Annotated in this window: 22 protein-coding genes; 9 read left to right on the top strand and 13 right to left on the bottom strand. The window is 54.3% G+C overall.

The genetic code is table 11. The features are described 5' to 3' along the window. Window positions 1-24: 24 nt before the first annotated feature. Both edd and zwf read right to left on the bottom strand, forming a co-directional pair. Complete coding sequence (gene edd, locus OGX84_RS13475) at window positions 25-1,836, bottom strand: phosphogluconate dehydratase (protein WP_101744119.1); 1,812 nt, start codon at window positions 1,834-1,836, stop codon at window positions 25-27. A gap of 233 nt (window positions 1,837-2,069) precedes the next feature. After that, entirely contained in the window at window positions 2,070-3,545 is a 1,476-nt protein-coding gene (gene zwf, locus OGX84_RS13470; RefSeq protein ID WP_012132010.1) for a glucose-6-phosphate dehydrogenase, read from the bottom strand. 357 nt (window positions 3,546-3,902) lie between these two features. Between zwf and hexR the strand changes: the two genes are divergently transcribed. Together hexR and pyk are read left to right on the top strand one after the other, a co-directional pair. Continuing rightward, window positions 3,903-4,772 carry a DNA-binding transcriptional regulator HexR gene (gene hexR / locus OGX84_RS13465; protein ID WP_012132008.1) on the top strand — a complete coding sequence of 290 codons (870 nt, stop codon included), beginning with the start codon at window positions 3,903-3,905 and terminating at the stop codon, window positions 4,770-4,772. A 123-nt stretch (window positions 4,773-4,895) separates the two neighbouring features. Then, window positions 4,896-6,338 carry a pyruvate kinase gene (gene pyk / locus OGX84_RS13460; RefSeq protein WP_012132007.1) on the top strand — a complete coding sequence of 481 codons (1,443 nt, stop codon included), beginning with the start codon at window positions 4,896-4,898 and terminating at the stop codon, window positions 6,336-6,338. Between the two features lie 84 nt (window positions 6,339-6,422). Here the strand turns inward: pyk and lpxM are convergent, their stop codons facing one another. The 3 genes from lpxM to znuA form a co-directional block, all read right to left on the bottom strand. After that, entirely contained in the window at window positions 6,423-7,394 is a 972-nt protein-coding gene (lpxM, locus tag OGX84_RS13455; protein ID WP_058669451.1) for a lauroyl-Kdo(2)-lipid IV(A) myristoyltransferase, read from the bottom strand. Window positions 7,395-7,513: 119 nt separating this feature from the next. Then, window positions 7,514-8,833 carry a murein DD-endopeptidase MepM gene (mepM, locus tag OGX84_RS13450; RefSeq protein ID WP_024130255.1) on the bottom strand — a complete coding sequence of 440 codons (1,320 nt, stop codon included), beginning with the start codon at window positions 8,831-8,833 and terminating at the stop codon, window positions 7,514-7,516. Between the two features lie 15 nt (window positions 8,834-8,848). After that, window positions 8,849-9,793 (bottom strand): zinc ABC transporter substrate-binding protein ZnuA, encoded by a 945-nt coding sequence (gene znuA, locus OGX84_RS13445; RefSeq protein WP_112001999.1) that lies wholly within the window; start codon window positions 9,791-9,793, stop codon window positions 8,849-8,851. Window positions 9,794-9,871: 78 nt separating this feature from the next. Between znuA and znuC the strand changes: the two genes are divergently transcribed. Together znuC and znuB are read left to right on the top strand one after the other, a co-directional pair. Beyond that, window positions 9,872-10,627: a zinc ABC transporter ATP-binding protein ZnuC gene (gene znuC, locus OGX84_RS13440; RefSeq protein WP_012132002.1), complete on the top strand. Its 756-nt coding sequence runs from the start codon at window positions 9,872-9,874 to the stop codon at window positions 10,625-10,627. Then, window positions 10,624-11,409, top strand: a complete 786-nt coding sequence (gene znuB / locus OGX84_RS13435; protein ID WP_112001998.1) for a zinc ABC transporter permease subunit ZnuB — start codon at window positions 10,624-10,626, stop codon at window positions 11,407-11,409. Before znuC ends, znuB begins: the two co-directional genes overlap by 4 nt. A gap of 86 nt (window positions 11,410-11,495) precedes the next feature. On the opposite strand, the gene ruvB is transcribed toward znuB, so the two are convergent. The 6 genes from ruvB to aspS all read right to left on the bottom strand — a co-directional run bounded on the left by ruvB (window position 11,496) and on the right by aspS (window position 16,752). After that, entirely contained in the window at window positions 11,496-12,506 is a 1,011-nt protein-coding gene (gene ruvB, locus OGX84_RS13430) for a Holliday junction branch migration DNA helicase RuvB (protein WP_012131998.1), read from the bottom strand. An 8-nt stretch (window positions 12,507-12,514) separates the two neighbouring features. Beyond that, window positions 12,515-13,126 (bottom strand): Holliday junction branch migration protein RuvA, encoded by a 612-nt coding sequence (ruvA, locus tag OGX84_RS13425; protein ID WP_104868542.1) that lies wholly within the window; start codon window positions 13,124-13,126, stop codon window positions 12,515-12,517. Between the two features lie 80 nt (window positions 13,127-13,206). Further along, the gene (ruvC, locus tag OGX84_RS13420) at window positions 13,207-13,728 is read right to left on the bottom strand and encodes a crossover junction endodeoxyribonuclease RuvC (protein ID WP_012131995.1); all 522 of its coding nucleotides are present in this window, start codon (window positions 13,726-13,728) and stop codon (window positions 13,207-13,209) included. A 37-nt stretch (window positions 13,729-13,765) separates the two neighbouring features. After that, entirely contained in the window at window positions 13,766-14,506 is a 741-nt protein-coding gene (locus OGX84_RS13415; protein ID WP_012131994.1) for a YebC/PmpR family DNA-binding transcriptional regulator, read from the bottom strand. A 28-nt stretch (window positions 14,507-14,534) separates the two neighbouring features. After that, on the bottom strand, window positions 14,535-14,978 hold the full coding sequence (nudB, locus tag OGX84_RS13410; RefSeq protein WP_012131993.1) for a dihydroneopterin triphosphate diphosphatase: 444 nt from the start codon (window positions 14,976-14,978) through the stop codon (window positions 14,535-14,537). A gap of 1 nt (window position 14,979) precedes the next feature. Then, window positions 14,980-16,752 (bottom strand): aspartate--tRNA ligase, encoded by a 1,773-nt coding sequence (gene aspS, locus OGX84_RS13405; protein ID WP_012131992.1) that lies wholly within the window; start codon window positions 16,750-16,752, stop codon window positions 14,980-14,982. Window positions 16,753-17,017: 265 nt separating this feature from the next. Between aspS and OGX84_RS13400 the strand changes: the two genes are divergently transcribed. Genes OGX84_RS13400 through cmoB form a run of 5 tightly spaced genes read left to right on the top strand, consistent with a single transcriptional unit; the run spans window position 17,018 to window position 20,595 of the window. Continuing rightward, window positions 17,018-17,584 carry a hydrolase gene (locus OGX84_RS13400; protein ID WP_104868540.1) on the top strand — a complete coding sequence of 189 codons (567 nt, stop codon included), beginning with the start codon at window positions 17,018-17,020 and terminating at the stop codon, window positions 17,582-17,584. Then, the gene (locus OGX84_RS13395; RefSeq protein ID WP_071258720.1) at window positions 17,581-18,399 is read left to right on the top strand and encodes a DUF72 domain-containing protein; all 819 of its coding nucleotides are present in this window, start codon (window positions 17,581-17,583) and stop codon (window positions 18,397-18,399) included. Before OGX84_RS13400 ends, OGX84_RS13395 begins: the two co-directional genes overlap by 4 nt. A 51-nt stretch (window positions 18,400-18,450) precedes the next feature. Beyond that, complete coding sequence (locus OGX84_RS13390; RefSeq protein ID WP_012131989.1) at window positions 18,451-18,846, top strand: MAPEG family protein; 396 nt, start codon at window positions 18,451-18,453, stop codon at window positions 18,844-18,846. 40 nt (window positions 18,847-18,886) lie between these two features. Next, window positions 18,887-19,630, top strand: a complete 744-nt coding sequence (gene cmoA, locus OGX84_RS13385) for a carboxy-S-adenosyl-L-methionine synthase CmoA (RefSeq protein WP_104868539.1) — start codon at window positions 18,887-18,889, stop codon at window positions 19,628-19,630. Beyond that, on the top strand, window positions 19,627-20,595 hold the full coding sequence (gene cmoB / locus OGX84_RS13380; protein ID WP_104868538.1) for a tRNA 5-methoxyuridine(34)/uridine 5-oxyacetic acid(34) synthase CmoB: 969 nt from the start codon (window positions 19,627-19,629) through the stop codon (window positions 20,593-20,595). Before cmoA ends, cmoB begins: the two co-directional genes overlap by 4 nt. A gap of 164 nt (window positions 20,596-20,759) precedes the next feature. Here the strand turns inward: cmoB and cutC are convergent, their stop codons facing one another. Together cutC and OGX84_RS13370 are read right to left on the bottom strand one after the other, a co-directional pair. Then, on the bottom strand, window positions 20,760-21,506 hold the full coding sequence (cutC, locus tag OGX84_RS13375) for a copper homeostasis protein CutC (RefSeq protein WP_104868536.1): 747 nt from the start codon (window positions 21,504-21,506) through the stop codon (window positions 20,760-20,762). Window positions 21,507-21,539: 33 nt separating this feature from the next. Further along, window positions 21,540-22,109: a VOC family protein gene (locus OGX84_RS13370; protein WP_071258724.1), complete on the bottom strand. Its 570-nt coding sequence runs from the start codon at window positions 22,107-22,109 to the stop codon at window positions 21,540-21,542. Between the last annotated feature and the right edge of the window lie 168 nt (window positions 22,110-22,277).

The raw sequence follows: 22,277 nt of genomic DNA, 5'->3' as shown, positions 1-22,277 counted from the left end.
CGCCTGAGTACAAAATTTGTCGTCTTAAAACGTCATACAGGTTGCGCCCTGCTCGGCGCCGGACAGTTTTTCACGCAACGCGCTGAACATCTCACGGCCTGTACCGATGCGCGATGCGCTCAGGTCAGGAATGTGAGGCTGGCGAGCGGCAAGTTCCGCATCATCAACCAGCAGCGTCAGTTCGCCTGTCTGTCCATTCACACGAATAATGTCGCCATCGCGTACTTTCGCCAGCAGCCCGCCATCATAGGCTTCCGGGGTTACATGGATTGCTGAAGGCACTTTACCTGAAGCACCGGAAAGCCGTCCATCGGTAACCAACGCAATTTTGAAACAACGGTCCAATAATACACCAAGTGGCGGCATGAGTTTATGTAATTCTGGCATTCCGTTCGCTTTTGGTCCCTGATGGCGTACAACCACCACGCAATCGCGGTCAAGCAGACCCGCTTCAAAAGCCGGTAAAACATCATGCTGACTTTCAAAAACAACCGCTGGCGCTTCAATAATTTGATTTTCAACCGGCACCGCAGACGTTTTCATGACCGCGCGGCCAAGGTTGCCGCTCAGCACTTTCGTTCCGCCGTGGTGGGAGAACGGCTTATCAAAGGTGGCAATCACACTGCTGTCCAGGGATTTCGCCACCCCTTCGCGCCAGTCCAGCTCGCCGTTGTTCAACCACGGTTCGAAGGTATAGCGAGACAGACCAAAACCCGCCACGGTATTCACATCTTCATGCAGCAGTCCCGCATTCAGCAGTTCACGCATCAGTGCCGGTACGCCGCCTGCCGCCTGGAAGTGGTTAATATCTGCCGGGCCATTCGGATACAGACGCGCCATCAACGGTACGATTTCCGACAGATCGGAGAAGTCATCCCAGTTAATCAGGATGCCTGCCGCCCGCGCCATCGCGACGAGGTGCATGGTGTGGTTGGTTGAACCGCCGGTTGCCAGCAGCGCCACAATGCCGTTCACGACCACTTTTTCATCAATCATCTTACCGATCGGCATCCATTCGTTGCCGTTACCGGTCAGGCGCGTCACCTGGCGCGCGGCGGCAGCGGTCAGCGCTTCACGCAACGGCGCGTCCGGGTGAACAAAGGATGAGCCGGGCAACTGCATCCCCATGAACTCCACCACCATCTGGTTGGTGTTGGCGGTGCCGTAGAACGTACAGGTGCCTGGCGCGTGGTAAGAGGCCGCCTCAGATTCCAGCAGCGCCATGCGATCGACCTTCCCTTCCGCATATAACTGGCGGATACGCACTTTTTCTTTATTAGGCAGACCGCTTGCCATCGGGCCGGAAGGCACGAAAACAGACGGCAGGTGGCCAAATGACAGCGCCGCCATCGCCAGACCGGGGACGATTTTGTCACACACGCCAAGGAACAGCGCGCCATCAAACATATTGTGAGACAGTCCCACCGCCGCCGACATTGCGATCACTTCGCGGCTCAGCAGAGAAAGCTCCATACCGTCCTGCCCCTGCGTCACGCCATCACACATCGCAGGAACGCCGCCGGCGACCTGGCCTACCGCATTCGCAGAATGCAGCGCTTTGCGGATGATCTCTGGATAGTGCTCATACGGCTGATGAGCGGAAAGCATGTCGTTGTAAGAGGTGATGATCCCGATATTGTTACGCAACATGCTCTTCAGTGACGCTTTGTCGTCAGGCTGGCAGGCGGCAAAGCCGTGCGCCAGGTTACCGCATGCCAGTTGCGAGCGATGAACAGTGGATGTTCTCGCTTGTTCAATACGGGCGAGGTAGGCAGAACGTGTCTCACGCGAGCGTTCGACAATGCGCTTTGTTACGCGTAACAAATCTGGATTCATAGAGTCTCCTGAAATTTATTTGTCTGTGCCGCCGATTAACAAAGAGTTTCAGTAAGGTTAAATATTGCTGAATCGCTTGTTATATGGCGCACTGGGGCAAAATCACTTCCGGCAGTGTAATAAAAAAAGCCCCGCGGGTGAATCCACGCGAGGCTTAAAAGTGCAAAAATTGTTCTACAATCTGTGTTAGATCATGTTACCGGTAAAATAGCACTTATGGGCTAGATGGAATTTTACTCAAACTCATTCCAGGAACGGCCATCACGGGTGATCATCGCCACCGAAGCGACCGGCCCCCAGGTCCCCGCCTGATACGGTTTTGGCGCATCATTATCCATTTCCCAGGCTTCAGTGATGGAGTCCACCCACTTCCAGGCCTCTTCAACTTCATCACGACGCACGAACAGCGCCTGAATACCGCGCATGGTTTCCAGCAACAGACGCTCGTAAGCATCCGCCAGATGCGTTTGATTGAAGGTTTCGGAATAGCTCAGATCCAGTTTGGTGATCTGCAAATTATGCTTGTGGTCCAGACCCGGCACTTTGTTAAGCACCTGGATATCCACACCTTCATCAGGTTGCAGACGGATGGTCAGCTTGTTCTGCGGCAGATCCTGCCAGGATTCTTTGAACAGGTTCAGCTCAGGCGTCTTGAAGTAGACGACAACCTCAGAGCATTTGGTCGGCAGACGTTTACCGGTGCGCAGGTAGAACGGTACGCCCGCCCAGCGCCAGTTGTCGATGTCCACGCGAATCGCCACAAAGGTCTCGGTGTTGCTGCTCTTGTTCGCTCCCTCTTCTTCGAGGTAGCCCGGCACTTTTTTGCCCTGAGCAAAACCGGTGGTGTATTGCCCGCGAACCGTTTTCTCGCGCACGTTCGAGCGATCGATGCGGCGCAGCGACTTCAGCACTTTCACTTTCTCATCGCGAATGCTGTCGGCCGTCAGATCGGACGGCGGCGACATCGCAATCATGCACAGAATTTGCAGCAGGTGGTTCTGGATCATGTCGCGCATCTGGCCCGCCTGGTCGAAGTAGCCCCAGCGACCTTCAATACCCACCTCTTCCGCAACGGTAATTTCCACATGATCAATCGTGCGGTTGTCCCAGTTATTCACGAACAGCGAGTTGGCAAAACGCAGCGCCAGCAGGTTAAGAACGGTCTCTTTGCCCAGATAGTGGTCGATACGGTAAACCTGGCACTCTTCAAAGTACTCGCCTACCTGATCGTTGATTTCACGCGAGGTCGCCAGCGAGGTGCCCAGCGGTTTTTCCATTACCACGCGAGCCGGTTTAGCGTTCAGCTTCGCTTCACCCAGACCTTTACAGATGGCGCCAAAGGTGCTCGGCGGCATCGCAAAATAGTTAATGGTGGTGCGCGATTTTTGATCCAGCATGGCCCCCAGGCGACCGAACGCCTCAGTGTCGTTAACGTCCAGATTGCAAAAATCCAGACGGCCACTCAGGGTATCCCACAAGCCTTCATCAATCTTTTCTTTCATGAAGGTTTCGAGCGCTTCGCGAACCACTTTGGTATAGGCATCTTTGTCCCAGTCCGCGCGCCCCACCCCGATAATACGGGTATCCGGGTTAATCTGACCGGCTTTCTCCAGTTGATACAGGGAAGGCAGCAATTTTCGGCGCGCCAGGTCGCCTTTCGCGCCGAAAATGACCAGGTCACATGCCTGGGCTGTTTGCGTTACCGCCATGTCATTCTCCTCAGTTAAATATCCCGGTGCTTTTGCCAGGGTATAGTTGTAATTTTATTACAATGCACTGTACTGCTTTTACGTGAATCCCGAAACTGTAAACGCTTATCCACCCGTGCGATTCGGGCGATCTTCGGTTTTCCCGCGGTAAATAGCCGTAAAACAGATAAAAAAATTGTCGTTTTCGTACATGTAACAGACAGCTAAAATCAGACACCGATCATGTAATGAAAAAAAACAACAACTATTCTATCCATTTTGCCCCCTTCCCGGATGCTCAGGGGTAATATCTAACAAAATCACATCTCGATTTCCCACATCATTGAAATCGTTATTAACTGTGAGCTTTTCTACATCATGAATATGCTAGAAAAAATCCAATCTCAACTGGAACATTTGAGCAAGTCAGAACGTAAAGTAGCCGATGTTATCGTTGCCTCCCCCGACCGCGCGATTCATTCAAGTATTGCTACGCTGGCCCAGGAAGCGAACGTCAGTGAGCCTACCGTGAACCGTTTTTGCCGCAGCATGGATACGCGCGGCTTCCCTGATTTTAAACTGCATCTGGCACAAAGTCTGGCGAATGGTACCCCTTATGTTAATCGCAATGTGGATGAAGATGACAGCGTTGAGTCCTATACGGGGAAAATCTTCGAGTCTGCGATGGCCAGTCTGGACCACGTTCGCCAGTCGCTGGATAAATCTGCGATAAACCGTGCCGTCGATTTGCTCACCCAGGCGAAGAAAATCGCCTTTTTTGGCCTGGGTTCCTCTGCGGCCGTGGCGCACGACGCCATGAACAAGTTTTTTCGCTTCAACGTGCCGGTGATCTACTCCGACGACATTGTCCTGCAACGTATGAGTTGTATGAATTGTAGCGATGATGACGTGGTCGTGCTTATTTCCCACACCGGCCGAACCAAAAGTCTGGTGGAACTGGCGCAGCTGGCGCGCGAAAACGATGCGATGGTGATTGCGCTAACCTCTGCCGGAACGCCACTGGCACGAGAAGCAACGCTGGCAATTACCCTTGATGTGCCGGAAGATACTGACATTTATATGCCCATGATCTCTCGACTTGCTCAACTGACCGTGATAGATGTGCTGGCAACAGGATTTACTTTGCGTCGTGGGGCAAAATTCAGAGATAACTTGAAGCGTGTCAAGGAAGCGCTCAAGGAATCGCGTTTTGATAAAGAATTACTCATCAAGAGTAATGACAGCTAAAAGCAATAACAATGTTCTATCCTTTTCGTCATTCGGATACGTTCATTTTTAACCGTTAAGGTCTCAGAACGACCGGATCAATGTTCACGCAACACCAAGTTGTTTCAGTCAACGGAGTATTACATGTCCAGAAGGCTTCGCAGAACCAAAATCGTTACCACGTTAGGCCCGGCAACTGACCGCGATAACAACCTTGAAAAGATTATCGCTGCTGGCGCGAACGTCGTACGTATGAACTTCTCTCACGGCACGCCGGAAGATCACAAAGTGCGCGCGGATAAAGTTCGTGAGATTGCCGCCAAACTGGGGCGTCATGTGGCGATTCTGGGTGACCTCCAGGGGCCAAAAATTCGTGTATCCACCTTTAAAGAAGGCAAAGTTTTCCTCAATATCGGCGATAAATTCCTTCTTGATGCCAACCTGGGCAAAGGCGAAGGCGACAAAGATAAAGTCGGTATTGATTATAAAGGCCTGCCTGCTGACGTCGTGCCTGGCGACATCCTGCTGCTTGATGATGGTCGCGTACAGCTAAAAGTGCTGGAAGTTCAGGGCATGAAAGTCTTCACCGAAGTGACCGTCGGCGGCCCGCTCTCTAACAATAAAGGGATCAACAAGCTGGGCGGCGGTCTCTCCGCCGAAGCGCTGACCGAGAAAGATAAAGCGGATATCGTTACCGCAGCGCAGATCGGCGTGGATTATCTGGCTGTCTCCTTCCCGCGCTGCGGCGAAGATCTGAATTATGCGCGTCGCCTGGCGCGCGATGCAGGTTGCGACGCCAAAATCGTCGCGAAAGTAGAACGTGCGGAAGCCGTCTGCGACCAGAACGCAATGGACGACATTATTCTTGCATCAGACGTGGTGATGGTTGCGCGTGGCGACCTCGGCGTTGAGATTGGCGATCCTGAACTGGTCGGGATTCAAAAAGCGCTGATTCGCCGCGCTCGTCAGTTGAATCGTGCGGTGATTACCGCCACGCAGATGATGGAATCGATGATCACCAACCCAATGCCAACCCGCGCGGAAGTGATGGACGTGGCGAACGCCGTGCTGGACGGCACCGACGCCGTCATGCTGTCGGCGGAAACGGCAGCAGGACAATACCCGGCAGAAACCGTTGCGGCAATGGCGCGCGTTTGCCTGGGCGCAGAAAAGATCCCGAGCATCAATGTCTCTAAACACCGTCTGGATGTCCAGTTCGACAACGTTGAAGAAGCGATCGCAATGTCCGCCATGTATGCGGCGAACCACCTGAAAGGGGTAACGGCGATTATCTCCATGACCGAATCCGGTCGTACGGCGCTGATGACTTCGCGTATCAGTTCCGGCCTGCCGATTTTCGCCATGTCCCGCCATGAACGCACGCTGAACCTGACCTCTCTTTACCGTGGCGTTACGCCGGTTCACTTTGACAGCGCGGCAGACGGCGTTGTCGCGGCAAGCGAAGCGGTTAACCTGCTGCGCGATAAAGGCTATCTGGTTTCGGGCGATCTGGTTATCGTGACCCAGGGCGACGTGATGAGCACCATCGGCTCCACCAATACCACGCGTATCCTGACCGTCGAGTAATCGTTGGTGATAAGCCTGATGGCGCTTCGCTTATCAGGCTTACAGGCCGGGTAACAAAAAAGCCTCTCTGACGAGAGGCTTTTTTTATTTGATGGGATACCACTCTTTGCGCTTATACGGCTGAATTTCACCCGGTTTGCGGGTTTTGAGCAGTTTCAGAATCCAGGTATATTGCTCAGGATGCGGTCTGACAAAAATTTCCACCTCTTCGTTCATCCGTCTGGCGATAGTGTGGTCATCCGCAGTCAGAAGATCGTCCATCGGCGGTCGCACCAGGATGGTCAGACGGTGCGTTTTACCATCATAAACCGGGAAAAGCGGCACCACGCGAGCACGACACACCTTCATTAACCGGCCAATGGCTGGCAGCGTCGCTTTGTAGGTTGCGAAGAAATCAACAAACTCACTGTGTTCCGGGCCATGATCCTGATCCGGCAGATAGTATCCCCAGTAGCCCTGACGGACAGACTGGATAAACGGCTTGATGCCATCATTGCGCGCATGCAGACGACCACCAAAACGACGACGGACCGTGTTCCAGACATAGTCAAATACCGGGTTGCCCTGGTTATGGAACATCGCCGCCATTTTCTGCCCCTGGGACGCCATCAGCATCGCGGGAATATCCACGCCCCACCCGTGCGGCACCAGAAAGATCACCTTTTCATTATTCCGCCGTAGCTCATCAATGATCTCCAGCCCCTGCCAGTCGACGCGCTTTTGCAGTTTTTCAGGCCCACGAATCGCCAGTTCGGCCATCATGGTCATCGCCTGTGGCGCGGTCGCAAACATTCTGTCGACGATAGCTTCACGCTCTGCTTCGCTGTACTCAGGAAAACACAGAGATAAGTTGATCAGCGCGCGACGCCGGGCGCTTTTCCCCAGACGTCCGGCAAAACGTCCCAGCTTCGCCAGTAAAGGATCGCGAAACGACGCGGGCGTTAATGCAATACCCGCCATTGCGGCCACGCCCAGCCAGGCACCCCAATAGCGTGGATGACGAAAAGATTTCTCAAACTCAGGGATGTACTCAATGTTATTTTTTTTCGTTTCCATGCTTTTCCAGTGTTTGATGCCACGAAAAGTAAATCTGTTGATAGTGTAGCGGCGCGCTGTGCGCCACACAAAATAAAAAAGCCGGTACGCATCGCGTACCGGCTCCATAAGCGTATTTATTAATCGAAGCGCAACTGCGGCAGGACTTCTTTAACCTGCGCCAGATAAGCACGGCGGTCAGAACCTGTCAGCCCTTCGGTACGCGGCAGTTTTGCCGTCAGCGGGTTAACAGCCTGCTGGTTAATCCAGACTTCATAGTGCAGATGCGGCCCGGTAGAACGCCCGGTATTGCCTGACAGCGCGATACGATCGCCACGTTTCACTTTCTGCCCAGGTTTCACCAGCAGCTTACGCAGGTGCATATAACGCGTGGTGTAAGTACGGCCGTGACGGATAGCGACATAATAACCTGCCGCGCCGCTGCGTTTCGCTACCACGACCTCGCCGTCACCAACCGACAGCACGGGCGTACCTTGCGGCATCGCAAAATCGACGCCTTTATGCGGCGCAACGCGACCGGTCACCGGGTTCAGACGACGCGGATTAAAGTTTGACGAAATGCGGAACTGCTTCGCCGTCGGGAAGCGCAGGAATCCTTTCGCAAGCCCTGTACCGTTTCGGTCATAGAACTTACCGTCCTCCGCGCGAATCGCGTAATAATCTTTTCCATCTGAACGCAGACGCACGCCCAGAAGCTGGCTCTGTTCACGTTTACCATCCAGCATTTCACGCGACATCAACACAGAGAACTCATCGCCTTTTTTCAGCTTACGGAAGTCCATCTGCCACTGCATCGCTTTAATGACGGCGCTGACTTCTGCGCTGGTCAAACCGGCGTCTTTCGCACTGGCGACAAAGCTTCCGCCAACTGTGCCTTTCATCAGGCTATTGACCCAGTCGCCCTGCTGCATTTCGCTGCTCATTTTGAAACCCGTTCCGCTACGATCGTAGGTACGCGTTTCGCGGCGTGAGACTTCCCAGGTCAGGCGTTGCAAATCGCCGTCTGGCGTCAACGTCCAGGAGATCTGCTGGCCGATTTTCAGATTACGGAGTTCCTTATCCGCAGCGGCCAGTCGGCTGATATCGCCCATATCAATGCCATACTGATTCAAAATGCTGCTCAGCGTATCGCCGGTGGAGACAACATATTCATGCACGCCCACTTCGCCAGACGTTTTGTCGTCCAGCTCATCCTGTGGGATCGCTTCATCTTCCTGCGCAGCCTGATCAATCGGTTCGCTGGCTTCAGGCAACAGCGAACGAATTTCACTCTTTTCCAGTTCGATGGTTTTGACGATGGGCGCAGAGTCAGGGTGGTAAACGTAAGGCCGCCATACCGCGACGGCCAGTGTCAGAACAGTAAGCGACCCCAGCATAACGCGGTGGGGTCGGGGCAGATTATTAAATGCCAGGGCGACAGAGCGGGCTATCTGTTGCACGTATTCACTTCCTCATTAATCTCCTTTCAGGCAGCTCGCATACTGGTTGGCTAATTGATTCAGAAACGCTGAATAGCTTGTTTTACCCAGTTTAATGTTCGTTCCGAGGGGATCCAACGTTCCCATTCGAACGGATGTCCCTCTCGCAACGGCTTCAACGACCGCTGGCCTGAACTGTGGCTCAGCAAAAACGCAGGTTGCTTTTTGCTCAACCAACTGTGTTCTTATTTCATGTAAACGCTGCGCACCAGGTTGAATCTCAGGGTTCACGGTAAAGTGACCAAGCGGAGTTAGCCCATAATGTTTTTCGTAGTAGCCGTAGGCGTCATGAAAAACGAAGTACCCTTTCCCCTTGAGCGGTGCGAGCTCGTTACCTACCTGCTTATCGGTTGCGGCTAATTGTGCCTCAAAATACTTCAGGTTGGCGTCAAGTTTGGCTCGACTTTGCGGCATAAGTTCCACTAATTTTTCATGGATTGCAACCGCTGAAGCCCGCGCTATCTCTGGGGAAAGCCAAAGATGCATGTTGTAATCACCATGATGGTGATGTGCGTCACCTTTTTCACCGTGCGCATGCCCGTGATCGTGATCGTCATCGTCGTCATCAGCGCCTTTCATGAGTAGCGGTTTCACGTCGGCGAGCTGCGCAATCGTTACCTGTTTTCCGTCAGGAATGTTCTTTACTGACTTTTCCATGAACGCTTCCATCTCAGGGCCGATCCAGACAACTAAGTCCGCGCCCTGTAAGCGTTTTACGTCAGACGGACGCAGTGAATAATCATGCTCAGACGCCCCATCCGGCAATAAAACCTGGGTGTCCGTGACGCCATCGGCAATGGCGGAAGCGATGAAACCTAAGGGCTTGAGAGAGGCGACAACGGCGGCATTTGCGGCCTGTGTTGCACCCCCCCATAGCGCAGCGGATAATGCTGCGAAAAGAAGCGTATTTTTATGTAACATAATGCGACTAATCATCGTAATGAATGTGAGAAATGTGATATTATAACATTCTATGACTTCTGCAAGCCTAAAATTGACATGACGACTTTGGTTTCACTGGAAAATGTTTCGGTCTCTTTCGGTCAACGCCGCGTCCTTTCTGACGTGTCGCTTGAACTCAGACCAGGAAAAATTTTGACGCTTCTCGGCCCAAACGGTGCCGGGAAGTCTACGCTGGTACGCGTAGTATTAGGGCTGGTAGCGCCTGATGAAGGGCTGATCAAGCGCAACGGTCAGTTGCGTATTGGCTACGTCCCGCAAAAACTGTATCTCGACACCACGCTGCCGCTGACGGTAAGCCGCTTTTTACGCTTACGCCCCGGTACGCAAAAAACCGACATTCTTCCGGCCCTGAAACGCGTTCAGGCCGGACACCTCATTGACGCCCCCATGCAAAAGCTGTCCGGCGGTGAAACCCAGCGCGTTTTGTTAGCCCGCGCGCTGCTGAATCAACCACAGCTGCTGGTGCTGGATGAGCCGACTCAGGGCGTGGATGTCAATGGTCAGGTCGCCCTGTACGATCTCATTGACCAGCTGCGGCGCGAGCTGGATTGCGCGGTGCTGATGGTCTCGCACGACCTGCACCTGGTGATGGCGAAAACGGATGAAGTGCTGTGTCTGAATCACCATATCTGTTGCTCCGGCACCCCTGAAATCGTTTCCATGCATCCTGAATTCATCTCTATGTTCGGGCCGCGCGGCGCAGAACAGTTGGGAATTTACCGTCATCATCATAATCATCGCCACGATTTACAAGGTCGTATCGTACTGCGCCGGGGAAATGGACACTCATGATTGAACTGTTATTGCCTGGCTGGTTAGCCGGGATCATGCTGGCCTGCGCCGCTGGCCCGCTGGGCTCGTTCGTGGTCTGGCGTCGAATGTCCTATTTTGGCGATACGCTGGCGCACGCCTCGCTGCTGGGAGTCGCTTTTGGGTTGCTGCTGGACATCAACCCGTTCTATGCGGTGATTGCCGTTACGCTGATGCTGGCAGCCGGTCTGGTGTGGCTGGAGAAACGCCCTCACCTCGCTATCGACACGCTTCTCGGCATTATGGCGCACAGTGCCCTGTCGTTAGGTCTTGTGGTCGTCAGCCTGATGTCCAACATTCGTGTGGACTTGATGGCTTATCTGTTTGGCGACCTGCTGGCCGTGACGCCGGAAGACCTGATTTTCATCGCCATCGGCGTGGTTATCGTGCTGGCGATCCTCTTCTGGCAGTGGCGTAATCTGCTGTCGATGACCATTAGCCCGGATCTGGCTTTTGTCGATGGCGTGAAGTTACAGCGCGTTAAGCTCCTGCTGATGCTGGTCACCGCATTGACTATCGGCGTGGCGATGAAGTTCGTTGGCGCGTTGATCATCACCTCATTGCTGATTATTCCTGCCGCCACGGCGCGTCGCTTTGCCCGTACCCCGGAGCAGATGGCTGGGGTTGCCGTTGGTGTGGGTATGATAGCGGTTACAGGCGGTCTGACATTTTCTGCGTTTTACGACACGCCGGCAGGCCCGTCAGTGGTGCTGTGTGCCGCGCTGCTGTTTATTTTCAGTATGATGAAGAAGCAGGCGAGCTAAGCGTGTGTTTCCCGGTGGCGCTCCGCTTACCGGGCCTACGGCAGGCCGGATAAGGCGCAGCCGCCATCCGGCCTAACGCACATAAGTTAAGGCATTTCCGGCGGCGTTATTCCAAAATGATTCCACGCCCGCACCGTCGCCATTCGCCCGCGCGGGGTTCGTTGCAAAAAGCCCTGCTGAATCAAATACGGTTCCAGTACGTCCTCAATCGTTTCACGCTCTTCGCCAATGGCTGCGGCCAGGTTATCGAGACCGACGGGGCCGCCAAAGAATTTATCGATTACGGCCAGCAACAGTTTGCGGTCCATATAGTCAAACCCTTCCGCATCGACATTCAGCATATCCAGCGCCTGAGCGGCGATATCCGCAGAGATGGCGCCGTTATGTTTCACTTCGGCAAAATCACGTACGCGACGCAACAGGCGGTTGGCGATACGCGGCGTACCGCGAGCGCGCCGGGCAACCTCCAGCGCACCTTCATCACTCATTTCCAGCCCCATAAACCGCGCGCTGCGCCCGACGATGTGTTGCAGGTCAGGCACCTGATAAAACTCCAGCCGCTGAACAATACCGAAACGGTCACGCAGCGGCGACGTCAATGACCCGGCTCGCGTGGTGGCGCCAATCAGCGTAAAAGGCGGCAGATCGATTTTTATCGAACGCGCAGCAGGCCCTTCGCCAATCATGATGTCCAGCTGATAATCTTCCATCGCCGGATACAACACCTCTTCCACCACCGGTGATAAACGGTGGATCTCATCGATAAACAGCACATCATGAGGTTCAAGGTTGGTCAGCATCGCCGCCAGATCGCCCGCCTTTTCCAGCACCGGGCCAGACGTGGTGCGCAGGTTCACGCCCATTTCATTGGCGACAATATTAGCCAGCGTCGTTTTCCCCAGCCCCGGCGGGCCAAAGATCAGCAGGTGATCGAGCGCGTCGCCGCGCAGCTTTGCCGCCTGGATAAAGATCTCCATTTGCGAACGCACCTGAGGCTGACCAATGTACTCTTCCAGCAACTTCGGGCGAATGGCGCGATCGGCAACCTCTTCCACCTGGGTTCCACCTGCTGAAATCAGGCGATCTGCTTCTATCATCCTTTACCTCATAACGCGGCGCGGAGTGCTTCGCGAATCAATGTTTCACTGCTGGCGTCAGGGCGGGCAATTTTGCTCACCATGCGGCTGGCTTCCTGTGGTTTATAGCCCAGCGCCACCAGCGCAGCAACCGCTTCTTGCTCCGCATCATCCGTTACCGGACTTGCCGGAGAGGTTAGCACCAGGTCGGCGGCCGGCGTAAAGAGGTCACCGTGCAGGCCTTTGAAGCGATCTTTCATTTCAACGATCAGGCGTTCTGCGGTTTTCTTGCCAATACCCGGCAGTTTCACCAACGCGGCGGGCTCCTCGCGCTCAACGGCATTCACAAACTGCTGAGCCGACATCCCGGAGAGGATCGCCAGCGCGAGTTTCGGCCCGACGCCGTTCGTTTTGATCAGTTCTTTAAACAGGGTTCGCTCCTGTTTATTGTTAAACCCGTACAGCAATTGCGCATCTTCACGCACCACAAAATGGGTGAATACGGTCGCTTCTTTTCCAGATTCCGGGAGCTCATAAAAACAGGTCATCGGCATATGGACTTCATAGCCTACGCCACCCACCTCAAGTAATACCAGCGGGGGTTGTTTTTCCAGAATAATGCCTCTGAGTCTGCCTATCACATTGCGCTCCTGCGTTGGGGCCGAAAAAGTAAAGTGGTATCATAAAAAAAGGCTGGATAGATATCCAGCCTCATTTGTCATTATCGTAGCCGCCCACGCGCCAGATTGAGCCGCGAGTCACTCATTTGCATCGCGTTCTGGCTAACGTGGCAGTGGGTGATGGCGATAGCCAGCGCATCCGCCGCATCCGCCTGGGGATTTGCCGGGAGTTTCAACAACGTGCGCACCATGTGCTGTACCTGGCTTTTCTCCGCGCTGCCGATCCCGACAACGGTTTGCTTCACCTGACGGGCGGCATACTCAAACACCGGAAGATCCTGGTTTACCGCCGCGACAATCGCCACGCCGCGCGCCTGACCCAGCTTAAGTGCGGAGTCCGCGTTCTTCGCCATAAACACCTGTTCAATCGCGAAATAGTCCGGCTGGAACTGGGTGATGATTTCCGTCACGCCCGCATAAATCAGCTTCAGACGAGACGGTAAATCATCCACTTTCGTGCGGATACACCCGCTGCCCAGGTAAGTCAGTTGCCTGCCCACCTGACGAATCACGCCATAACCCGTGACGCGTGAACCCGGGTCAATACCGAGAATAATAGACATCACGCGCCTCCGATTAGAACGGAATTAAACCACGTCATTATAACGTAGCCGCAACCTCATCAGAGATCTCACCGTTATGGTAAACTTCCTGCACGTCGTCGCAGTCTTCCAGCATATCGATCAGACGCATCAGTTTCGGCGCGGTTTCCGCATCCATATCCGCTTTGGTGGACGGGATCATGGACACTTCAGCGTTGTCCGCTTTCAGACCCGCAGCTTCCAGCGCGTCGCGCACTTTGCCCATCTCTTCCCATGCGGTGTAGACGTCAATCGCGCCGTCATCAAAGGTCACAACGTCTTCCGCACCGGCTTCCAGCGCGGCTTCCATGATGGTGTCTTCGTCGCCCTGTTCGAAGGAGATCACCCCTTTTTTGCTGAACAGGTAAGCCACGGAACCGTCAGTACCCAGGTTGCCGCCGCATTTGCTGAAAGCGTGACGCACTTCCGCAACGGTACGGTTACGGTTGTCAGACAGGCACTCAACCATCACAGCCGTGCCGCCAGGACCGTAACCTTCATAGATGATGGTTTCCATGTTCGCATCATCATCGCCGCCGACGCCGCGCGCAATCGCACGATTCAGCGTATCGCGGGTCATGTTGTTCGACAGCGCTTTATCGACTGCCGCACGCAGACGCGGGTTAGCGTCCGGGTCACCGCCGCCCAGTTTGGCCGCCGTCACCAGCTCACGAATGATTTTGGTGAAAATTTTACCGCGTTTAGCATCCTGCGCTGCTTTACGGTGTCTGGTGTTGGCCCATTTACTATGACCTGCCATAAATAATATCTCCAAAAAGCGCGCCTTCTCAGGCGACGTTAATTACAAACTCTTCAATCGCCTGCCGGTTACTCCACGACTTGGTTAACTGCGCGGCTTCATCCGCATTAACCCAACGATAGGTCAGATGTTCGGTGAACACGATCTCTCGTTCAGAGGGAAGTGCCAGGCAAAACCAGGATTCAGTATTACGCTCAATTCCCGGCGCGTAGCGATGACGTAAATGTGAAAAAATCTCAAATTCCACCGTGCGCTGACAGTCAATTAAGGTCAGTTGCTCTGCTGCAACATCTATTGTGACCTCTTCCTTTACTTCGCGCATAGCGGCTTGCGACGCGGTTTCGCCCTCTTCCAGACTGCCGGTAACCGACTGCCAGAAATCAGGATCGTCGCGTCGCTGTAACATCAGCACTCTCCCGGTGTCCTTTGCATAAATCACGACTAACACCGAGACAGGCTGTTTGTATGCCATATCAGTTATTCTCGGCCTTCTTAACGACATCAATACCCAGCTCAGCCAGCGCTGCCGGGTTCGCGAAACTTGGCGCTTCGGTCATCAGACAGGCAGCGGCAGTCGTTTTCGGGAAGGCGATAACGTCACGGATATTGTCGGTGCCGGTCAGCAGCATAGTCAGACGATCCAGACCAAACGCCAGACCCGCATGCGGCGGCGTACCGTATTTCAGCGCATCCAACAGGAAGCCGAATTTCTCGCGCTGTTCCTGTTCATTAATACCCAGAATACCAAACACGGTCTGCTGCATGTCGCCACTGTGGATACGCACGGAACCACCACCGACTTCATAACCGTTGATCACCATATCGTAGGCGTTAGCAACCGCGTTTTCCGGTGCGGCTTTCAGCTCGGCGGCGGTCAGGTCTTTCGGTGAGGTGAACGGATGGTGCATCGCCGTCAGGCCGCCTTCGCCGTCATCTTCAAACATCGGGAAGTCGATAACCCACAGCGGCGCCCATTTGGCTTCGTCGGTCAGGTTCAGATCTTTACCCACTTTCAGACGCAGCGCGCCCAGCGCATCGGCAACCACTTTTTTGTTGTCGGCGCCGAAGAAAATCATATCGCCGTCCTGCGCAGCGGTACGATCCAGAATCGCTTCCACGATTTCCGCGTTAAGGAACTTCGCCACCGGGCTGTTGATGCCTTCCAGACCTTTCGCGCGTTCGGTGACTTTAATATAAGCCAGCCCTTTCGCGCCGTAGATCTTAATGAAATTGCCGTAGTCGTCGATCTGCTTACGGCTTAAGCTTGCGCCACCCGGCACGCGCAGGGCCGCTACGCGACCTTTCGGGTCGTTAGCCGGGCCGGCAAAGACGGCGAACTCTACAGATTTCAGCAGGTCGGCAACGTCCACCAGTTCCATCGGGTTACGCAGGTCCGGTTTATCGGAACCGTAACGGCGTTCGGCTTCGGCGAAGGTCATGATCGGGAAGTCGCCCAGATCCACGCCTTTCACTTCCTGCCACAGATGGCGTACCAGCGCTTCCATCACTTCACGCACCTGCGGCGCGGTCATGAAGGAGGTCTCGACGTCGATCTGGGTAAATTCAGGCTGACGGTCAGCACGTAAATCTTCATCACGGAAGCATTTCACGATCTGATAGTAGCGGTCAAAACCGGACATCATCAGCAGCTGTTTGAACAACTGCGGAGACTGCGGCAGCGCGTAGAATTTACCTTTATGGACGCGCGAAGGCACCAGGTAGTCACGCGCGCCTTCCGGCGTCGCTTTGGTCAACATCGGGGTTTCGATGTCGAGGAAGCCGTGGTCGTCCATAAAACGACGCACCAGGCTGGTGATTTTGGCACGGGTTTTCAGGCGTTGAGCCATTTCCGGGCGACGCAGATCCAGATAACGGTATTTCAGACGCGCTTCTTCGGTATTGACGTGATTAGAGTCAAGCGGCAGAGAATCTGCACGGTTGATGATCGTCAAATCGGACGCCAGCACTTCGATTTCGCCCGTCGCCATGTCGGCGTTGACGTTTTTCTCGTCACGCGCACGCACGGTGCCGGTCACCTGGATACAGAACTCATTACGCAGTTCAGAAGCCAGCTTTAACGCATCCGCACGATCCGGATCAAAGAAGACCTGTACGATACCTTCGCGGTCGCGCATATCGATAAAGATCAGGCTACCAAGATCACGACGACGGTTGACCCAACCACACAGAGTCACCTGCTGCCCCACGTGGGACAGACGTAGCTGTCCGCAATATTCTGTACGCATGAGATATCCCTTAACTTAGCCGCTGGCGGATTGTTGCCTGCTTTACAGGCGACGTTGTCGCAGCTTTAGCTGAATGTCACAACTGAATGAAAAAAGGCGGCTATTATACTGGAAATTCTGCCGCACGATAAGTCCGATACTGACTGTACGCGTGTTTGCTACGCGGTTATTGCGTATTCTCACAAAAATTAACAATATTTGTCGTCACTTTCCTTCGGGAACGCGCTTAAGGTGTAGCGGAATCATCTATTTTACAGGAGTCATCATGCTGGAACTGAACGCCGCAACCACTGCCCTGGTCGTTATTGATTTACAGGAAGGGATCTTACCTTTCGCTGGCGGCCCCCATGCGGCAAGCGATGTTGTCGCCCGCGCAGCGAAACTGGCCGCAAAATTTAGGGCAAACGGCTCGCCGGTGGTGATGGTTCGCGTCGGCTGGTCCGACGATTATGCCGACGCGTTAAAGCAACCCGTCGATGCCCGGGTGCCAGCCAACGCGCTGCCGGAAAACTGGTGGCGTTATCCGGCGGCGCTCGGTAAAGGCGACAGTGACCTGGAAGTCACCAAGCGTCAATGGGGCGCGTTCTATGGCACCGATCTTGAGTTACAATTACGCCGCCGGGGAGTCGACACCATCGTGCTGTGCGGCATCTCCACCAATATCGGCGTAGAATCCACCGCGCGTAACGCCTGGGAGCTGGGTTTTGGTCTGGTGATCGCCGAAGATGCCTGTAGCGCCGCCAGCACGGAACAGCATCAAAGCAGCATGACACATATTTTCCCGCGTATCGCCAGAGTGCGCAGCGTGGAGGAGATCCTTAACGCGTTATGATCTACATCGGATTACCACAATGGTCGCATCCTAAATGGGTGCGTCTGGGTATCACCAGTCTTGAAGAGTATGCCCGCCACTTTAACTGTGTGGAGGGCAACACCACCCTGTATGCGCTGCCGAAAGCAGAAATTGTCGAACGCTGGCATGCGCAAACAACGGACGATTTTCGCTTCTGCTTTAAGTTCCCCGCAACGATTTCGCATCAGGCCGCGCTGCGTAACTGCGACGATCTTGTGCAGGAATTTTTTACCCGCATGTCGCCGCTGGAGGCAAGAATTGGTCAGTACTGGCTGCAACTCCCCGCGACGTTTTCACCGCGCGACCTCCCTGCGCTCTGGCGCTTTCTTGACGCGTTGCCAAAGGCATTCACCTATGGCGTCGAAGTGCGCCATCCCGTGTTTTTCGCCAAAGGCGAGGAAGAACAACAGCTCAATCGCGGCCTGGTTGAACGCGGGGTGAATCGGGTGATCCTCGACAGCCGCCCGGTACACGCCGCGCATCCTCATAACCAGGCCATTCGCGAAGCGCAACGCAAAAAACCTAAAGTGCCGGTCCATGCCATCGTGACCGCGAAGCATCCGTTGATCAGGTTCATCGGCAGCGACAATATGGTGCAAAATCAGACATTTTTTGCCGACTGGCTGGCGAAACTCCCGCTGTGGGAAACGACCTCTACGCCGTATCTTTTTCTACACACGCCAGATATCGCGCAGGCTCCCGAGTTAGTGAATACATTATGGGGAGATTTACGCGCGGCCTTGCCCGGCATTGGAACCGCACCGTCTATTCCACAGCAATCTTCTCTTTTCTGAAATTGCCACCTATCATAGACAGTGCCATCAGGCATTTTAAAGGGAGTTTGTATGGTAAGCGCGCTATATACCGTATTAGGTGCGTTGTTGTTGATGAAGTTCTCTTTTGATGTTGTTCGACTAAGGATGCTGTATCGCGTTGCCTACGGCGACGGCGGTTTTAGCGAACTGCAAAGCGCCATCCGCATTCACGGTAATGCGGTGGAATATATTCCTATCGCTGTCGCGCTGCTGCTGTTTATGGAAATGAACGGCGCAGAAACATGGATGGTGCATATCTGCGGGATTATTTTAATCGCTGGTCGGCTGATGCATTATTACGGTTTCCACCACCGTCTGTTTCGCTGGCGGCGTTCCGGGATGAGTGCGACCTGGTGCGCCTTGTTGCTGATGGTGCTGGCGAATCTTTGGTATATGCCCTGGGAGTTGGTTTTCTCCTTGCATTAGCGCACAATACGCCACTTTATTTTTCCCGGATTTTTACGTTATGTCTCACCGCGACACGCTTTTTTCTGCGCCTATCGCCAGTCTGGGCGACTGGACCTTTGATGAACGGGTAGCTGAAGTCTTCCCGGATATGATCCAGCGCTCTGTTCCCGGCTACTCCAATATCATCTCCATGATTGGCATGCTGGCCGAACGCTTCGTACAACCCAATACGCAGGTCTACGATTTAGGCTGTTCACTGGGCGCTGCGACGCTCTCGGTGCGTCGTAATATTCATCATGCCGACTGTAAAATCATCGCCGTCGACAACTCCCCGGCGATGATTGAACGCTGCCGCCGTCATATCGACGCTTACAAAGCCCCGACCCCGGTTGAGATTGTGGAAGGCGATATTCGCGATATCAGCATCGAGAATGCCTCAATGGTGGTGCTGAATTTTACCCTGCAATTCCTTGAGCCGCTTGAGCGCCAGGCCTTGCTGGATAAGATTTATCAGGGTCTGAATCCGGGCGGCGCGCTGGTGCTGTCGGAAAAGTTCAGCTTTGAAGACACAACGGTTGGCGAATTGCTGTTCAATATGCACCATGACTTTAAACGCGCCAACGGCTACAGCGAACTGGAGATCAGCCAGAAGCGCAGTATGCTGGAAAACGTCATGCTGACCGACTCGGTTGAAACCCACAAAGCGCGTCTGCATCAGGCCGGTTTCGAGCATAGCGAACTGTGGTTCCAGTGCTTCAACTTTGGTTCGCTGGTGGCGCTGAAGTCCGGGGTGCCCGCATGATCGAGTTCGGTAGCTTTTATCAGCTGATTGCCAAAAGCCCGCTTTCTCACTGGCTGGAAACCCTGCCTGCGCAAATCGCGACCTGGCAGCGCGATCAGCATGGTCTGTTTAAGCAATGGTCGAACGCGGTGGAGTTCCTGCCGGAATTAACGCCGTACCGTCTGGATTTATTGCACAGCGTCACTGCCGAAAGCGAAACGCCGTTGAGCGAAGGCCAGCTTAAGCGTATCGACACCCTGCTGCGAAACCTGATGCCGTGGCGTAAAGGCCCGTTCTCTCTGTATGGCATCAATATTGATACCGAATGGCGTTCCGACTGGAAATGGGATCGCGTTTTGCCGCACCTGTCCGATCTGACCGGCCGCACCATTCTGGATGTCGGCTGCGGCAGCGGATATCACATGTGGCGCATGATTGGCGCGGGCGCGCATCTTGCCGTGGGAATCGACCCGACGCAGTTGTTCCTGTGTCAGTTTGAAGCGGTACGAAAATTGTTGGGCAACGACCAGCGCGCGCATCTGTTGCCGCTGGGCATCGAGCAGCTTCCGGCGCTGAATGCGTTTGATACCGTCTTTTCAATGGGCGTGCTTTACCACCGTCGTTCTCCGCTGGAACATCTCTGGCAACTGAAAGATCAACTGGTGAAAGACGGCGAACTGGTGCTGGAAACCCTGGTGGTGGAAGGCGATGAAAACACCGTGCTGGTGCCAGGCGACCGCTATGCGCAGATGCGCAACGTCTACTTTATCCCTTCCGCGCTGGCGCTGAAAAACTGGCTGGAGAAATGTGGTTTTGTCGATGTGCGGATTGCCGATGTCTGCGTGACCTCCACCGAGGAGCAGCGTCGCACCGGGTGGATGGTCACCGAGTCGCTGGCTGATTTCCTCGATCCGAATGACCACAGTAAAACCGTCGAAGGTTATCCTGCCCCGCTGCGCGCGGTGCTAATTGCGCGCAAGCCGTAATTGATTGCCCGGTGGCACTACGCTTACCGGGCCTACAATCCCGTAGGTCGGATAAGGCACAGCCGCCATCAGGCATAAAAAGCGCAAAAAAAGGCCCCTGTTGAAATGGCAGGGGCCTGGTACGAGCAAGCATCATATTGGGCGACATGATGCAACGGTAAAAATCAATTGGCCTGATGGCGCACAATGACTCCTTTCATTTCAGCAACCGCCGCCCCGTCTACCGCATAGCGCGAATACTCGTCCGCTTGTGCGTCAGTTGACATGGACAATCCATGATTGCGATAACGCATTGGTGAGGCTTGCCACGCTCCAGCGGAGCTGTGTACTTCCTGCACCCCGGCATCAAGGAAACGTTGCAGATTCTCTGAACGAACCCCTGCTCCGGCCATAATGATTGGAGCATCGCCCTGCGCAATAAGTTCCATAATTATTGGCAAACCGTGCACCGCATCTGATTTTTGCCCTGAAGTGAGCACTCTGGCGACACCCAAATCCGCGAGATTCTTCAGTGCATTGAATGGATTAGCGCACATATCAAACGCGCGATGAAAGGTGACGGCCAGCGGCCCGGCGGCGGCCATTATTTTCTCCATTCGCGCGAGATCCACATTGCCATCGACATCCAGCACGCCAGTAACCAGACCGGGAAATCCCAGTTCTCTGACGGTACGCACATCCTCAAGCATTGCGGCAAATTCACCATCGCTATAACAGAAGTCGCCGCCGCGAGGACGAATAATGGGATGCACCGCAATCGCAACATGCTGGCGAACCGTGCGCAGCACACCCAACGACGGCGTCAGTCCCCCCTCTTTCGGCGCCGCGCACAATTCAATGCGATCCGCGCCATTTTGCTGCGCGGTGAGCGCACATTCCATGCTGTAACAACAGATCTCCAGTAACGCCATGTTCACTCCTTTTTAGCGTTTTCGCGCGTCACGTCAGTCGGCTGACTGTTCGCTTGCCACAATGGCCTCAATTGACCAGGGATGAAATTTAATGGTCACCTTGCCGTCGGTCACGGCCAGCGTCGGGTTCGGCAGACGCTCGCGCGCCCCTTTCGGCGAACTGGTTTTCACGACAATGCCCGGCTGGCTCAGCCCCTCGTCGGACAACAGCGCCAGCGCCCGCGCGTTCAGGCTCTCCGGCTCGCCAGGGAGGACAATTTCGATATGCTCCCAGCCTTCATGCGGGTAGCGTTTTTCACCCGGCCACGGCAATTCAACAATCGAAAACCGCCAGTGTTCGACGCAAACAGGCTCATGTAATTTAAACAGGCAAATCGGCCTGCCGTTGATGATATTTTCCGACAGCAGCGCGCCACACTGTTCAAATCCGCGACGCCAGCGCTCAGCGGTCGCATTCTGGTGGCAGCGCAAAGAAATGTGATCGGCTTCAAGCGGTGCGAAATCCAGACCGAGGCGAGTGGAAAGTTCTCTGAACGCCAGAGTGAATCGCGGTAAATCTGCGGAAATATCATGCAGTTCGTCAATAGTCTGCCAGTTCGCCATAATCAAAACTCTTATCGGTGTACAAAGTCGCTAATTTACTCTGTTGTGCATCGCCAACCAACCGCTGATTTCTTTGAATATAAAATGAATGCTTATGCATAATTTTATTGCGCATATTTCCAGCGATACGGCGCGCGCGCAATGCTGACGCCAACGGGCATTTGCAGT

It is taken from the genome of Citrobacter sp. CK202, assembly GCF_030333225.1.
Taxonomy (GTDB): Bacteria; Pseudomonadota; Gammaproteobacteria; order Enterobacterales; family Enterobacteriaceae; genus Citrobacter_B; species Citrobacter_B koseri.
The sequence above is the reverse complement of the archived record's forward strand: the minus strand, read 5'-3'. Positions and strand labels throughout refer to the sequence as shown.